The sequence below is a fragment of the Qipengyuania sp. NPDC077410 genome (assembly GCF_044543405.1).
In the GTDB taxonomy this organism is placed as follows: domain Bacteria; phylum Pseudomonadota; class Alphaproteobacteria; order Sphingomonadales; family Sphingomonadaceae; genus Qipengyuania; species Qipengyuania pacifica.
In genome coordinates this window covers 1,293,991-1,308,760 of record NZ_JBITWB010000001.1, presented here as the reverse complement: position 1 = coordinate 1,308,760, position 14,770 = coordinate 1,293,991, and the positions used below count along the sequence as shown (strand labels likewise).

Below are 14,770 nucleotides of genomic sequence, written 5' to 3'. Positions count from 1 at the left end.
TCTGCTACAATGTTGCAGCTGCATCGAGGAGGAGAATTGGCGTTTGCTTATCGCACCCGAAGATCCCGGTTCCGAAACCATTCGGGTGCCTGTCCTCAAGGTTTTTGACGGCGATGGCTTCCTAACCCGCATTGACAATCCCCGACGAGGAGCAAGCCTTGAAGTGACAATCAGGCTGGGGTTCATCGATGCGCCGGAAATGGAGCAGCCTGGAGGCATCGAGGCGCGAGACTTCCTTCAATCGCTCATTGGCGGAAGGCATGTCGATCTGGCCATTCTGATGAAAATGGACACTGGCGGCATTGTCGATCGCCACAAGCGGATCGTAGCCGTGCCCTACTTGCAGATGGATCAGAGCAGTGAGGCTAGCAGTCCGGCTTTCCGGCTCGGACAGTTCTTTCGGGGGCTGACTGCACCATCTCACCGCAACATCGAGTTAGAAATGATCCTCAATGGATGGGCATGGGTGCTTGCTCGCTATGCCCCCGATGAAAGCTACTTCGATGCGCTCGAAGATGCTCAGCGAAACCGGCGCGGTATCTGGGCGAATGACGACAACGTTCATCCGTGGGAATTCAAAAAGCAGCGCTACAGGACTCGTCGGGCGAGACCGAATCCTGCTCCCCAAACGCCTCTCTTCGACGCCCCTGAGGCAGCAATCTCGTGTCCGATGGTAGGTTGCGATGGTCAGTTGGTTGAGAAGAGCGGACGTTTTGGGAGTTTCCTTGGATGCTCGAATTTTCCGAGATGCCGTCACTCGCGCAATTTGAATGGATAACTTTAGCGAGCTCTAAGGGATCGTAGCGATGTCCGAGCGCGTCTGCAATCGAGGGGCTTTTATCCCGCAAAACGCGATTTTTGAAAAATGCGGGATAAATCGCGGATCGGCTCCCTGAGTTCTTCCTATGTTCGAACATTCTTGTTTTGCTAACGCATGAAGCGTATATTCTCACCCTGAGATTGATTCCGTAGGTTTAAGATGAGCAACCTAACTGCAAAGGTTCTGGCAACGGTGAACGCCCCCTATGGGGCGAACCATTCCGCTCATCAACTCGCTGCGCTCATCGCTGACCCATCGAGCGTGGCAACGTGTGACGCCAGCGTCTTCGCTTTCTTCTCGGAAGTGGCACCAGCGATCCAGAAAGCCTTCATGGTTGAAATGAAGGTCAATGAGGATATGGCAAAAGCTGTCGCTAGCCAGTTTTCCAAGATGGCTGGGTACTCGCTGCCTCTGGCAGCCTGAGAGAGTGATCTCGCCTCGACAGCAGCCGAGCCAATGGCCGCTTTTATTTGATTTGGCATCCGACATCATCGCGCGAACCACCGAAGCCGTTGGCCGCGAGCCAGATTGGTCGTTCGGAGGTGGGACGGCATTGATGCTCCAGATCGATCATCGCGAGAGCCATGACATCGACCTCTTCATTTCCGATCCCCAATTCCTCCCCTACCTCAATCCCGAGACGCAGGGGTTTGAACTCGAACGAATGCCGGACACCTACGAAACAGACGGCGCAGGTTCCCTCAAACTGATCTTCGAGAACATCGGCGAAATCGACTTCATTTGCTGCGCCGACATTACGCCAGAGCCATCACAGGTCGGTGAGCTACGGGGGCGAACAATCCGGCAAGAAACTCCGGCAGAGATAGTCGCGAAGAAGGTCTACTATCGCGGTGCATCGATGCAGCCACGCGATATGTTCGATATCGCGGCCACCAGCGAAAAGCTGGGCCACGAATACGTGATTAATGCTCTCAGCGAATGTGGGGTCGATCGATGTACGAATGCCCTTCGAGCTGCGGAGAATATGAAGCCTGAGTTCGCTAGCTCAATCATCAAGCAACTCATGTACCGCGATCATAACGGTCACTTGGTTGAGGAAGCGCCGGCGATTACAGTGCAGCTGTTGCGTGCAACGCTAGGCGCCTAGGGCTCCCCTCGCTCAGCCCCAATATCCGCCCATTCAAGAACCAGCTTGTCACCTTTTACACGGGGCAAGGACTTGCGTGGAATGAGCTTCCCGCGCACTTCGAAGTCAGATGTGATCTTGACCAGAAAAACCATGCTGAAGTTCCGTTTAAGGTTCAGCGTGACCCGGTCATTGCTTTTGAATGGCGTGATTGTCTTGACCTCGACCAGGTTATTTCCCAGCCGTCCGTCCGATCCTTGAGCGTAGTTGCGGTGCAGCTTGATGCCGTGCGTGATCGCCCCGTAGAGTTCTCCGATATCGCCATACACCTGAAGGTGCTTGCCTGTGTGAAGGTGATAACCTTCAGCCGTGGCGATCAGGTTCTCGAAAATCGAGACCAGCGACAGATCGGCATTGGGATATTTGGCCCGCCATTCCTTGTACTGGATTTGCTCGTTGATTTCGTCCCAGCTGATCCATTCGCCATCATCCCAGATGGCATTGTCCGGCCCAAGTTGCTGCATCCGCTATCCCGCTAACGTGTAAAGATTTTCGCGTTTTCTTTGCATGTCCGTAGCAACGTGCAAAGCGAGAGCGCGTTTGCTTGTCATATGGGCTCAGGATGCGATTCGCGCGGAAACCGGTCTTTCGCCGCACCAGAACCGTAGATTCGGACCTGCATTGGCCCGGAGCGGACACCAGCGGGAAAATCTCTTTCAGTCCCGGACTGTCCATAGCGATCCAACAGCGTCCATCCGCCATTCCGGAACGGCATTAGTTCTTTTTTTGTTCTTTCCTACAGCCTTGCGATTCGCATAGCTTGGCCAGCGTCACCTAAGCCAAGGGTGGCGCTGAGTTGAATATCTGATTGCACGATCCGTAACGGCAAACTGAAAGCAACCCATCGTCGCAGGGGAGTGCGGCAACGGTGACAGAACCCTGAAGCAAAGGAGTCTGTCATGTCGAATATCGAATTACTCACCTGCCATGAGGTCATGCGCCTGACCGGCATTCGCAGCCGGACAACGATCTGGCGACGCATCCGCCGGGGTGCCTTTCCACACCCGATAGACATTGGCGGCGGACGTATCCGCTGGCGTTCCACTGACATCAAGGAGTGGATCGAGGCCCTCCCCCTGCGCAGCTATTGACCCCCTCCAAGGCGGGCAATGGCCCGCAGAAAGCATCTCCCCCATGTCTATCCTTTCCCTGATCAACGCGGCCCTGCAGAAGCATGGCTGGCTGATCGCTCGCCTTCCAAGAGACGAAGAAGCGCGCGCGGCCCAGCTCGTAGGATTTCTTGTCGAAGACAACGCCGATGGGCGCGCCCGTCGCCACACATTGCGGCCCTGGCTCTGGTACGAACGCCCGGTCCGCGAGCGGTTTGAGGGGCAAGATTGTTGCCTCACTGTCGAGGGCCCAATTTACAGGGGCCGGGACGGAACCGGGTATCCGCTTGGCGGCCAGCTGCGTACCGAATTCGGGTGGCTGGACCTCACGCCGGAAGAGACCAACGCGATCGCAGATGAGGTTCGGTCCGCGATCGACCTGACCCTGTTTCGCTGGTTCGCGCGCCCCAATATGGCGGATCGCCAGTTGCCTTCACGCCAGTCCCGCGAGCGCTACTTTGACGACGATGTCGCCCGCGATCTGATCCTGTCTGCGACGCCTCCAACGGCAAGCATGGAGCAAGACGCCCATGCCGATTGACCGGAGAAAGACTGGAGCAAGAAGGGGCCACGATACTTCGTATCGGACCCGTAATTTCCATACACACCCCACGCACGCGTGCATCGAGGGTTTCTGCGGTTTCTGGAGCGCGCGGATAGCGCGCTCCCTGAAACGAAGCGTTCAGACCCTCGCAATTCTGCCATTTCTGGAGCGCGCTTCGAGCGCGCGCGGGCGGTGGTGATGGCGAACCACATCAAGCGAACCATCCGCCTCAATCCTTCGCAGGCACGGTCGCTGTCCGGCATCGCCGACCGGCGCGGATTGTCGGAGTATGCGATGCTCCTGAAAGTGATCGATGCGGGCTTTCTTTCGGTCCTGCACGGCACCGACAAGGAAACCGACCTCGCCGAACTTGCGCGCGAGATCGGGGCGATATCGGAGCGCCTCGCCGAAGCCGAACGGGTGCTCGACCGCACCCTGTTCACCGCCTGTGCGGCCTACGCTTACGCCCGCCATTCCGCGCTGGGCACGAAGAAATCCGACGAAACAATTGCAGCCGAAGCGCGCGCCGCGTTCGAGCGCCAGCGCTCGCTTGCCTTGGAGATCGAGCCATGACCACGGGAGTAGATTTTGTCACCCGCGCGCACGCCTTGTGGCGGGTGCGCATGGCGCAGTGGCAGCAGCGCTTCGGTTTCTTTTCGAAGCTGATCCTCGCCTCAACCGGAGCGGGGACAATCATCGTGCCACAGTTCCTGTTGCTGCCCGCCGAACTCAAGGTCGCAGGTCAGTGCGTTGGCGCAAAGCTGCTCGCCATGATCGGCGATATGGCGGGCAAGGACATGATGATGAACGTGTCGATGGAGGGCAAGCATTGGACGGTTTCCGCGTCCGGCTTTGCTTCCGATCCGTTGATTGCCGGAACACTCTGGAAGGCAGTGAAGGTATCAAGCGGCGGGGCACTGCTGGGCCTCGTTATTGGTGCGCTGACGGTCTGGCTGATCCAGCGCACCATGTCCGCACAGGGCAAGGATACGCTCGCCGATCGGGTCATTGGCGGCACTCGCGTGGCCGATGAAGAAGACGTTGCGGCACAGACGACATTGCTCTGTGGCAAGGGCGCATTGCGCATCGGCCCGGTCCCCGTTCCGCGCCGGATCGAGACCCGCCACTTCGCCTTTCTCGGCACTACCGGCAGCGGCAAGACCACTGCCTTGCGCCAGATGCTTGATGGCATCGAAGCGCGGGGCGAAGCAGCGCTGGTCTATGACACATCGGGCGAGTTCATCGCGCACTATTACAATCCCGCGCGCGGAGACATCATCCTCAATCCCTTCGATGCGCGCTGTGCTTTCTGGACGCCGTTCGACGAGATATCGCACCCCGCCGATGCCGACCGGATTGCCCGCCAGCTGGTGTCGGAAACCAGCAGCCAGGATGACGATGTCTGGCTGGAGACGAGCCGCATTCTTGTCGCCAACATGATCCGCTCGCTCTGGGCGGAGAAGAACTGCAGCCTCGAAGCCCTGCTCGAAGCCTTGCAGGTCAAGGACAAGGAGCAGTTGAAGGAATGGCTGGGGCACACGTCGTCGGCCCGCACCTTTGCCAACGACGCCGACCGGGCAACCGGCAGCGTGCTGTTCATGCTCGCCAAGGCGGCAAACCTGATCCAGTTCCTGAAGGTCGAGGATGAGGGAGAGGACCGCTTCGCCTTCCGCGACTTCATCGCCAAGTTGGACGAGTGCGAGGGTGCCAAGCCCTGGATCTTCGTCCCCCGCAAGGAAGACTACTTTGAGGCGTCCAAGCCGCTCATGGCGTGCTGGCTCGAATGCGCTGCAAGCGCGGTGTTAGGTTTGTCGCCATCGCCAGACCGCCGCATCTGGTTCGTGCTCGATGAGCTGGCAGATTTGCCGCGCGTCGAGAACCTTGCCCGGCTTCTGCCCGAAGGGCGCAAGTTTGGCGCAGCGATCGTACTCACGTTCCAGGCGCTTGGGCAGATGCGCAACCGCTACGGTGCCAACATCGCCGAGGCCATGCTGGCATGCTGCAACACCAAGCTGTTTCTGCAAACAGTCGATCAGGAAACGCGCAAGTGGGCGAGTGAGACCATCGGCCAGTGCGAGGTGGAATTGCGCGTTGCCACCGACACACTGTCGATTGGCAGTGAGGTGCCGCGCACGACCATCGCCACCCAGCGGCAATTCCGTCCTGCCGTGCTTGAGAGTGAACTGCGCCTTGCCCCACATGAGGGTTATCTGCTGCTCCCCGATGGCCTGCCAGTCGCGCGTATCGGTCTTACCGCCGATCACATAACCCGGCGTGGCGAGCCTCGACAGTCCGGTTACGTTCCAGGCGATCCAGCAGGCACACTGTGGAGCAGGGTCAGCGAGATCGCAAAAGGTGCCGAGCCCGACGCGAAGCCGGGACCGGTCTAATGGTCGCCTCGGTCTCGGCCCTGTCGAGTGCCGGGCAGGCCGCCAGCTACTACGAAGCCGACGATTACTATTCTGAAGGCGGCAAGGCTCCGTCCGAATGGTTTGGTGAGGCAGCGGAGAAGCTGGGCCTGTCAGGCGAGGTCGATCGCGAGAAGTTTGCCGAATTGCTTGAAGGCCGGATTGCCGGACAGCAGCTCGGCACCACCCGCGATGGCAAGGTCGAACACCGGCCTGGCTGGGATATCACTCTGTCCGCGCCCAAGTCGGTCTCGATCATGGCCGAGGTTGCCGGAGACAAGCGGCTGATCAAGGCGCATGGCGCAGCGGTGAAAGTGGCTCTCGCCCATGTCGAGAAGCACATGGCGGCAACGCGGATCAGGCAGGGCGGCGAGGTCCGACGCGAGGCGACGGGCAATCTCGCCATCGCTACTTTCCGCCATGCCACGAGCAGAGCTCAGGACCCCCAGCTGCACACTCACGGTGTGATCCTTAACGCCACGCAGGACAAGGATGGTAATTGGCGTAGTCTTGAGCCGCGTGCCTTCTATCAGCTGCAAAAGGAGATCGGCGCGATCTACCGGCAGGAGCTAGCCCATGGTGTTACCGAGCTGGGTTATCGGATTGAGGCTGGGAAAGATGCGCTCCTTGAGATTGCGGGCGTGCCGGAAAATGCCATCGAAGCGCTCAGCCAGCGCACCGCAGCAATCGATGCCCGGCTTGCCGAGCGCGGCACGAGCCGCGCGGAAGCGAGTGCCGCCGAAAAGCAGATCGCCGCGCTGGATACGCGCGAGGCCAAGACCAGTGCGGATCATCGCACATTACGCACCGAGTGGCGGGCAACCGCCGATGCCAACGGGTTCGACAAGGCAGCGCGAGACAGGATGATAGGTGAAGCGAGAGAGCGGGCTAAAGACAGCGAAGCTACCGCCAGCCCGGAAATGCTGGCACGGCAGGCAGTGGACTGGGCCGCTGCCAAACTAGCCGAGCGAGACGCCGTTTTCGCGGCAAGCACGCTGGCACGCGAGGCCGGGGACTTTGCCTTCGGTAAGGCCGGGCACGGTGCAATCAGCGCAGCGATTGCAGAAGCCGGAGAACGCGGCGAGCTTGTCACGCGCACTTTCCTCGACCGGCGCGGTGCGGAATTTGCGGGCTTCACGACGCCGCAGGCCATCGAGACCGAGCGCGCCATGTTGCGGCTTGAGCAAGCGGGGCGCGGCATGGCGCAATCGCTCGCCACGCCGGTAGCAGCAGCACGGACGATTGAGCGCGCTGCACGGCAGTCAGCCCGATCCGGCTATGCCTGGACCGTGGACCAGAAGCGCGCGACCGCAGACCTGCTCACTTCGCGCGACCGCGTTGCCGCCATCCAGGGCTACGCCGGGACCGCCAAAACCACCACAGTTCTCGCGACCTATGCCCGTGAGGCCCGGCGTCATGGGCTCGCCGTTACTGCGCTTGCGCCGACAGCATCGGCGGCGACCGTTCTTGGGGAAGCGCTCGGCCTGCGTGGCGATACGGTAGCGCGGCATTTGCTGGCACCCGAGGCAAAGACGGCGGGCCAGGACGCTGTCTGGATTGTCGATGAGGCCTCGATGCTTTCAGCTTACGACATGGCAAAGCTCTTGACCCGTGCCGACAAGGCAGGACCCCGGCTTGTTCTGGTCGGCGACGTCAAGCAGCTGGGCTCGGTCGGCGCGGGTGCCGCCTTTGCCCAGTTGCAGCAGGCAGGCATGGCGACCGCGAAACTTGCCGACGTGGTCCGGCAGACCAATGCCGCGACCCGCGAAGCCGTCATGGCCTCGATAGAGGGTCACGCGGGCAAGGCCCTGACCGCGCTTGAACGTGGCGGCGGCAAGGTGATCGAGGGCGCAACGCCAGATGAGCGCCTTGGGGCGATCGCCCGGCACTATCTGACTGTGTCGCCGTCAGAGCGCGCGCGAACCCTGGTCATCGAGCCATCGCGCGAGGGCCGCGACAAGCTCACTGACATGATCCGCACGAAACTGACCGGGCGCGGTGAGCTGTCGGCGGAGGCCGTGCGGTTCGAAGCGCTGGAGGCGAAGGGTCTGACCCGCGCCGAAGCGCGCGAGGCGGCCCGCTATGCCATCGGCGATATTGTCCGGTTCAACCGCGACTATGTCGCCAAGGGCGTGCGGCGCGGCGAAAGCTTCGCGATTGCCGCTATCGATCCCGAGCGCGGGCGCATTGCTCTGGAAGACCGTAATGGCCGGTCGCTGGACTGGCATCCCCGGCAGTGGGGCGCTGGCAAAGCCGAGGTGTTCGAGCCCAAGTCGATGGAACTCCGCATCGGCGACCGCGTGCAGTTCACGCGCAACGACCGCGAGGCCGGGCGGGTCAATGGCCTTGGCGGGTCCATTACCCGCATCGATTCCGACCGTGGCCGGGCAACCGTGAAGCTCGTCACCGGGCGCGAACAGCGGCTCGATCTCTCCGGTCCTCGCGATACTCATTTGCGCCACGCCTATGTCCAGACCGCACACGCCGCACAGGGCCAGACCGCCGAGCGGGTCCTGATCCACGCCGACAGCCGCTCCACCAATCTGGTCGATCAGAAGATGCTCTATGTCGCGCTGTCGCGCGCCAGGGCCGAGGCGGTGGTTGTAACCGACGACAAGGACAGGCTTGTCCGCGCAATCTACGAGCGCGCTGGCGAGAAGCAGACGGCCATGACCGTGAGCGCTCCCGAGGCCGGAAAGTCAAAGACAATGGGTGCTGGGTTGGGCTGATCAAGCGGCTTGGCGGCGGCAGGCCATGGCGTCCTTCGTCCTGGCGTTGGAATGAACTGCTCCTCTTCGACAGGCCGTGCCGGGCAGATCAACAGCCTGCCCGCTCCATTCGGGCTGAAGCCCTCCCGTGTTGCCTGTTTCGCGTAACCGCTGACCCGCCCGGCCATTCCGGCCCGTCCCTTCATCCGCGTTCCCAACGAATAGACGAAGGATTTTCACCATGGCCAGCACCACAACCGCCAGCATCTACGATACAATCACCAACCAGATCATCACCGCCCTTGAACGCGGCACGGACAAGTTCTCGCTCCCTTGGCATCGCAGCACCGCGCCACTTTCGCGCCCCGTTAATGCGGCGACTGGGAAAGCCTATCGCGGCGTCAACGTACTCGCCCTTTGGGCCAGCGCCGAAGCGCAGGACTTCGGGCATGGTCTTTGGGCAACCTATCGCCAGTGGCAGTCGCTTGGTGCTCAGGTCCGCAAGGGTGAGAAGGCTTCGCCCATCGTATTTTACAAGGTCTTCGACAAGCGCGACGACGATCAAGCCGAGGAACGGGACTGCTCGACTCGCATCTTCGCGCAGGCCTCGCACGTGTTTAACGCCAGCCAAGTCGAAGGCTACGATATGCCTGAAACGCCGGACGGCGAAGACTTCGACCCAATCCCGCAGGCGGACGCTTTCGTTTCTGCCACTGGTGCCGCCGTACGCATCAACGGCGACAGCGCCCACTACACTCCCGCGACCGACACCATCACAATGCCGGAGCGCGAGCGCTTCTTCGCAACGGCCAGCGGCAGCGCGTCGCAGAACTGGTATGCCACCTTGCTGCACGAGCTCGTCCATTGGTCTGGCGCTGATAACCGCCTTGCACGGACGTTTGGTAAACGGTTCGGCGACGATGCCTATGCGATGGAAGAACTGGTGGCCGAGCTTGGTTCAGCCTTCCTTTGCGGCGACCTTGGCCTTTCCACCAGCCCGCGCCCGGATCACGCCAGCTACCTCGCGAGCTGGCTGAAGGTGCTCAAGGCCGACAATCGGGCGATCTTCACCGCCGCGAGCGCTGCGGCGAAGGCTGCTGAATTCTTGAGCTCGGATTAGGTCGAGCAATACGTTGAGAGAATTTGTAGTCCGGTCTATCGTCTTCCAGGGGCGGCCGACCGGCTGCGAAAATCATTTCGAAGTATTATCATGAGCCTAATCAAGTCCAAGCAGCGCGTTGCCGATCACGGGGAGGTATTCACACCGCCCTGGCTGGTCGAGAAGATGCTCGACCTTGTGAAGGGTGAGACTGAAAGGATTGATTCCCGATTCCTTGAGCCTGCCTGCGGCAGCGGCAATTTCCTCGTGCCGATCCTGCAACGCAAGCTGGCCGCCGTGGAATTGAAATTCGGCAAGTCGGACTTTGAAAAGCGGCATCATGCGCTGCTGGGCCTGATGTGCTGCTACGGCATTGAACTGCTGGCCGACAATATCGCGGAATGCCGCGCCAATATGCTGGAGGTATTTGCGGACGATCTGGCACTGGATGCGGGCGACGATCTTTATCGTGCCGCCTCTCACGTCCTTTCGCTCAATCTCGTTCATGGCGATGCGATGACAATGCGCGCGATTGATGACGCGCCTATCCGCGTGGTCGAGTGGGGCTATCTTGGCAAAGGGAAATTCCAGCGCCGCGATTTCCGGCTTGATGTGCTGACCGGCATGGCGAGTTTCAGCGCCGAGGATTCTCTGTTTTCGACGCTGGGCAAGCACGAAATTTTCACGCCTTCGCAGACTTATCCGCCCATTAGCGTGCGCGATCTTGCGGCGGGGAATGACGGAACGGGGGCGAACGCATGATGGATCAGGCCAGCTTTGCACTGCGCGGGCGCAACCCCGATGTGCTGACCTGCATCGCCAACCTGTCCAACGATGAGGTGTTTACCCCGCCCGAGTTCGCCAACCGAATGCTGGATACGCTGGCAGAGGCATGGGCGGCGGATAACGAGGGCGCGAGCATCTGGGCCGACAGTTCGGTCAGGTTTCTGGACCCGTTCACGAAATCCGGCGTCTTTCTTCGGGAGATCGCCAAGCGGCTGATCGCGGGCCTTGAAGCGGAAATCCCGGATTTGCAGACTCGTGTTGACCATATCCTGACACAGCAGGTTTTCGGCATCGGCATCACCCGGCTTACAAGCCTGTTGGCGCGCCGCAGCCTCTATTGCTCCAAGCACGCGACGGGGGAGCATTCCGTTGCAACGGCATTTGCCAATGACGATGGCAATATCTGGTTCGAGCGCACCGAGCATTCGTGGAAGAATGACAAATGCGAGTTTTGCGGAGTTCCGAAAGAGACCTTTGATCGAGGTGAACAACTGGAGAACCATGCCTATGCCTTCATCCATACCGATGACATCAAGGCCCGCATTGGTGAGATTTTTGGAGATGACATGCACTTCGATGTGATTATCGGTAATCCGCCTTATCAGTTAAATACGGATGGGCATGGTGTGCAGGCTCGCCCAATTTACCAGCAGTTCGTTCAGCAAGCGAAGAAACTCTCCCCCAGATTTCTCAGTATGATCATTCCTGCCCGTTGGTTTTCAGGGGGCATGGGTTTGGATGACTTTCGGGAATCCATGCTCTCCGACAATCAGTTGATTTCAATCGAGGACTATTTAACCGCATCAGATGTATTTCCCGGAGTGGGCCTTAAGGGTGGCGTTTGCTACTTCTTGTGGGACCGCGAGCACCGTGGCCCATGTCGCGTAACAACACATTACAAGGATCATCCTTCTTCAACGGCCACTCGTCCTTTACTCGAAGAGGGTGCTGATGTTTTCATTCGCTTCAATGCTGGGTTGTCGATCCTCAAGAAAGTCGTAGCAACCGAAACGGGCAACAATAGGTCGCTGGAGTTGCCCGAAGAGAAGCGGTTCATGAACTTAGTGAGTTCAATCGGCGCTTATGGCCTCGACAGCACGTTCAAGGGGAAAGTCGCTCAATCGGCAGATGATCTCAAGGTATACCGAAATGGTGGCGTTGGATATGTCGCGAGAGCCGAAATTACCAAAGAGCAACAGACATTCGACAAATGGAAAATATTCATAGGCCGTGCTGCTCCCGGAACTGGCAACAAAGACACCTACCCACATCGAATTTTAAGCACGCCGTTCCTCGGAGAGCCAGGAAGCATTTCCTCATGGACGTATTTATATATCGGCCCCTTTGAAACGAAGGATGAGGCAGAGAGTGCCTTGTCATATCTGTCCTGTCGGCTTACGCGACTGCTCATTCTTTTGCATAAGCCTTCTCAAGATACTACGCGAAGAGTTTACACGTTTGTTCCTGTTCAAGATTGGACAAGAACTTGGACCGATGCCGATCTTTATGAAAAATATGGAATTACCGAAGAAGAAATAGAATTTATCGAATCTCTTGTGCGCCCGATGGAGGTTGGTGTGGTTGATGGCGATGAGTAAGCCCACCATCGACGACATCCTCACCCCGAAACCCGATGCGCGCCCGCGCATCTATGCTTATTCCATCGCGGATGAGGCGCATGACGGCTTGCTCAAGGTCGGCCAGACCACGCGCGACGTGAAGCAGCGGATTGCCGAGCAGTTAAAGACGGCAGCAATTGCAAATTACACCATCGAACTCGACGAGCCCGGCGAAGCCGATGACGGTTCGATCATTACCGATCATGCCGTGCGCGATGCGCTCAAGCGCAAGGGCTTTGCCAATCCGCAACTCGAATGGATGCGATGCTCGCTGGCCGATGTGAAAACCGTGCTGGCCGAACTGCGCAGCGGTCAGCAATTCACCGGCACGCATCACGAGGATTTTCCGCCGCGCAAGGAGCAGTTGGAAGCGGTCGAGCAGACCTACGCCTATTATCACTCGCGCTGGCAGCAGGATGCCAATGCCGTTCCCCGCTTTCTGTGGAACGCCAAGATGCGTTTCGGCAAGACCTTCACCAGCTATCAGCTTGCCAAGAAACTTGGCGCTAAGAGGGTACTGGTGCTGACCTTCAAGCCCGCCGTCGAAGATGCCTGGCAGACGGATCTTGAATCCCATGTCGATTTCGACGGGTGGCAGTATCTCTCCCGCAATTCCGGGCGCGATCCCAGCCAGATCGACGGTGACAAGCCGGTGGTCTATTTCGGCTCGTTCCAGGACCTGCTGGGGCGCGACAAGGCGGGGAACATCAAGGCCCGCAACGAATGGCTCCACACGATCAACTGGGATTTGGTCGTGTTCGACGAATATCATTTCGGCGCATGGCGCGAGACGGCCAAGGAGCTTTTCGAGGGCGAGGATGCAGGCGAGGCCAAGAAGGAAGCCAAGCTGGAATATGCCGATGGTCTGGACGATGTGAACGAAGACCTTGGTGTCATGTCGGAAAGCGAAACCGACTTTCTGCCGATTACCACGCGGGCATACCTCTATCTTTCTGGCACACCCTTCAAGGCGCTGGCCACGGGCGAGTTCATCGAAGAGCAGATATTCAACTGGACCTACACGGACGAGCAGCGCGCCAAGGAAGAATTTGCCGCTCAGCATCCGGGGCAGCGCAATCCTTACGGCGCATTGCCGCAAATGCGCCTGCTGACTTACCAGATGCCGCCGGAAATTACTCACATTGCCAGCGGCGGCGAGCTGGACGAGTTTGATCTCAATGAGTTTTTCGCGGCAAACGGCACAGGCGTTCTCGCGCAGTTTAAGCACAAGGACGAGGTGCAGAAATGGCTCAACGTCATTCGCAACTCGCCAGATGCACCGCGATCATTCGACAGCATCAAGACGGGCGTTGTTCCGCCGTGGCCCTATTCGGACACGCGGCTTCTGCCTCACTTGCAGCATAGCTTCTGGTTCCTGCCTAATGTCGCCGCCTGCCATGCTATGGCGAACTTGCTGGAAGAGAAACACAACACGTTCTGGCACGATTATCAGGTGATCGTGGCCGCAGGCGCATCGGCGGGCATCGGCCTTGATGCCTTGCCGCCCGTTCGGGACAAGGTTGGCAGCGGTTTCGACACTAAGACCATCACGCTTTCCTGCGGCAAGCTGACCACCGGGGTTACGGTCAAGCAATGGTCGTCGATCCTGATGCTGCGCAATCTCCAATCGCCGGAAACATATTTTCAGGCGGCGTTCCGGGTGCAGTCGCCCTGGTCGATCAAGAATCCCAACGGGGACAATCCGAACGAGGAAGAGATCATCAAGCCGGTCTGCTTCGTGTTCGATTTCGCCCCGACTAGGGCGCTGCGGCAGTTGTCGGAATATGGCATCGGCCTTTCACCGGGGGAAGCGAACCCGGAAAACGCCGTGAAGGAACTTGTCTCGTTCCTGCCCGTGCTGGCCTATGACGGCGCGAAGATGATGCAGATCGACGCGGGCGGCATCCTCGACATTGCGATGGCGGGAACGTCCGCGACCCTGCTGGCCCGGAAATGGGAATCGGCCATGCTGGTGAACGTGGACAACGACACGTTGCGCCGCGTTCTCGAAAACCCCGAAGCGATGGCTGCTGTTGAGCGGATCGAAGGTTGGCGCGCCTTGGGCGACAACATCATCGAAACGATTATCAACAAGAGCGAGAAGATCAAGGACATCAAGGACAAGGCCAAAGCCAATGACGGGGAGCTGACCCCGAAAGAGAAGAAGGAACTGACCGCCGAGGAAAAGGAGTTCAAAACCAAGCGCAAGCTGGTTCAGGAAAAGCTGATAAAGTTCGCCACCCGCATCCCGGCCTTCATGTATCTGACCGACTTCCGCGAAAACAAGCTACAGGACGTGATTACCAAGCTGGAACCGGACCTTTTCCATGCGGTTACTGGCCTGACCGTGGCGGATTTCCACCTGTTGGTTCGCCTTCGAGTGTTCAACACCGAGCGGATGAATGAAGCGGTTTTCGCGTTCCGCCGCTACGAAGATGCCTCGCTACGCTATACCGGCATCGAGAGCCACGAAGGGCTAACGCATTATGGCCTGTATGACACCGTAGTGGCGAAGGAGTGAATGGATTTT

At 59.2% G+C, this 14,770-nt stretch carries 13 protein-coding genes; 12 read left to right on the top strand and 1 reads right to left on the bottom strand.

What is annotated here, in order from left to right:
* Window positions 1-43: 43 nt before the first annotated feature.
* From ACIGGE_RS06410 to ACIGGE_RS06400, 3 genes are all read left to right on the top strand, one after another.
* Window positions 44-778: a topoisomerase DNA-binding C4 zinc finger domain-containing protein gene (locus tag ACIGGE_RS06410; protein WP_397489730.1), complete on the top strand. Its 735-nt coding sequence runs from the start codon at window positions 44-46 to the stop codon at window positions 776-778.
* Between the two features lie 201 nt (window positions 779-979).
* Window positions 980-1,243, top strand: a complete 264-nt coding sequence (locus ACIGGE_RS06405) for a hypothetical protein (protein WP_397489729.1) — start codon at window positions 980-982, stop codon at window positions 1,241-1,243.
* A gap of 4 nt (window positions 1,244-1,247) precedes the next feature.
* Window positions 1,248-1,928, top strand: coding sequence for a nucleotidyl transferase AbiEii/AbiGii toxin family protein (locus ACIGGE_RS06400; RefSeq protein ID WP_397489938.1), 681 nt, complete (start codon window positions 1,248-1,250; stop codon window positions 1,926-1,928).
* On the opposite strand, the gene ACIGGE_RS06395 is transcribed toward ACIGGE_RS06400, so the two are convergent.
* Window positions 1,925-2,431, bottom strand: a complete 507-nt coding sequence (locus ACIGGE_RS06395; RefSeq protein WP_397489728.1) for a hypothetical protein — start codon at window positions 2,429-2,431, stop codon at window positions 1,925-1,927. The genes ACIGGE_RS06400 and ACIGGE_RS06395 overlap by 4 nt on opposite strands.
* A gap of 435 nt (window positions 2,432-2,866) precedes the next feature.
* Here ACIGGE_RS06395 and ACIGGE_RS06390 point away from each other — a divergent pair, with 435 nt between their 5' ends.
* The 9 genes from ACIGGE_RS06390 to ACIGGE_RS06350 all read left to right on the top strand — a co-directional run bounded on the left by ACIGGE_RS06390 (window position 2,867) and on the right by ACIGGE_RS06350 (window position 14,761).
* Entirely contained in the window at window positions 2,867-3,058 is a 192-nt protein-coding gene (locus ACIGGE_RS06390) for an AlpA family transcriptional regulator (RefSeq protein WP_297319995.1), read from the top strand.
* 43 nt (window positions 3,059-3,101) lie between these two features.
* Window positions 3,102-3,617, top strand: coding sequence for a hypothetical protein (locus ACIGGE_RS06385; protein WP_397489727.1), 516 nt, complete (start codon window positions 3,102-3,104; stop codon window positions 3,615-3,617).
* A 201-nt stretch (window positions 3,618-3,818) separates the two neighbouring features.
* Entirely contained in the window at window positions 3,819-4,193 is a 375-nt protein-coding gene (locus ACIGGE_RS06380; RefSeq protein ID WP_397489726.1) for a hypothetical protein, read from the top strand.
* Window positions 4,190-6,010, top strand: a complete 1,821-nt coding sequence (locus tag ACIGGE_RS06375; RefSeq protein WP_397489725.1) for a type IV secretion system DNA-binding domain-containing protein — start codon at window positions 4,190-4,192, stop codon at window positions 6,008-6,010. Before ACIGGE_RS06380 ends, ACIGGE_RS06375 begins: the two co-directional genes overlap by 4 nt.
* A complete protein-coding gene (mobF, locus tag ACIGGE_RS06370; RefSeq protein ID WP_397489724.1) occupies window positions 6,010-8,757 on the top strand; it encodes a MobF family relaxase in 2,748 nt (915 codons plus the stop codon). Before ACIGGE_RS06375 ends, mobF begins: the two co-directional genes overlap by 1 nt.
* Window positions 8,758-8,977: 220 nt before the next feature.
* On the top strand, window positions 8,978-9,856 hold the full coding sequence (locus ACIGGE_RS06365) for an ArdC family protein (protein WP_397489723.1): 879 nt from the start codon (window positions 8,978-8,980) through the stop codon (window positions 9,854-9,856).
* Between the two features lie 90 nt (window positions 9,857-9,946).
* Entirely contained in the window at window positions 9,947-10,597 is a 651-nt protein-coding gene (locus ACIGGE_RS06360; protein WP_397489722.1) for an N-6 DNA methylase, read from the top strand.
* Complete coding sequence (locus ACIGGE_RS06355) at window positions 10,594-12,219, top strand: Eco57I restriction-modification methylase domain-containing protein (RefSeq protein ID WP_397489721.1); 1,626 nt, start codon at window positions 10,594-10,596, stop codon at window positions 12,217-12,219. Before ACIGGE_RS06360 ends, ACIGGE_RS06355 begins: the two co-directional genes overlap by 4 nt.
* Window positions 12,212-14,761 (top strand): GIY-YIG nuclease family protein, encoded by a 2,550-nt coding sequence (locus ACIGGE_RS06350; protein WP_151884739.1) that lies wholly within the window; start codon window positions 12,212-12,214, stop codon window positions 14,759-14,761. The genes ACIGGE_RS06355 and ACIGGE_RS06350 overlap by 8 nt, the downstream gene beginning before the upstream one ends.
* Window positions 14,762-14,770 lie beyond the last annotated feature (9 nt).

Coding starts and splice junctions, on each gene's coding strand:
- ACIGGE_RS06350 (WP_151884739.1), top strand. CDS start 12,212: ATGAGTAAGCCCACCATCGACGACATCCTCACCCCGAAACCCGATGCG.
- ACIGGE_RS06385 (WP_397489727.1), top strand. CDS start 3,102: ATGTCTATCCTTTCCCTGATCAACGCGGCCCTGCAGAAGCATGGCTGG.
- ACIGGE_RS06360 (WP_397489722.1), top strand. CDS start 9,947: ATGAGCCTAATCAAGTCCAAGCAGCGCGTTGCCGATCACGGGGAGGTA.
- ACIGGE_RS06365 (WP_397489723.1), top strand. CDS start 8,978: ATGGCCAGCACCACAACCGCCAGCATCTACGATACAATCACCAACCAG.
- ACIGGE_RS06405 (WP_397489729.1), top strand. CDS start 980: ATGAGCAACCTAACTGCAAAGGTTCTGGCAACGGTGAACGCCCCCTAT.
- ACIGGE_RS06395 (WP_397489728.1), bottom strand. CDS start 2,431: ATGCAGCAACTTGGGCCGGACAATGCCATCTGGGATGATGGCGAATGG.
- ACIGGE_RS06380 (WP_397489726.1), top strand. CDS start 3,819: ATGGCGAACCACATCAAGCGAACCATCCGCCTCAATCCTTCGCAGGCA.
- ACIGGE_RS06375 (WP_397489725.1), top strand. CDS start 4,190: ATGACCACGGGAGTAGATTTTGTCACCCGCGCGCACGCCTTGTGGCGG.
- ACIGGE_RS06355 (WP_397489721.1), top strand. CDS start 10,594: ATGATGGATCAGGCCAGCTTTGCACTGCGCGGGCGCAACCCCGATGTG.
- mobF (WP_397489724.1), top strand. CDS start 6,010: ATGGTCGCCTCGGTCTCGGCCCTGTCGAGTGCCGGGCAGGCCGCCAGC.
- ACIGGE_RS06390 (WP_297319995.1), top strand. CDS start 2,867: ATGTCGAATATCGAATTACTCACCTGCCATGAGGTCATGCGCCTGACC.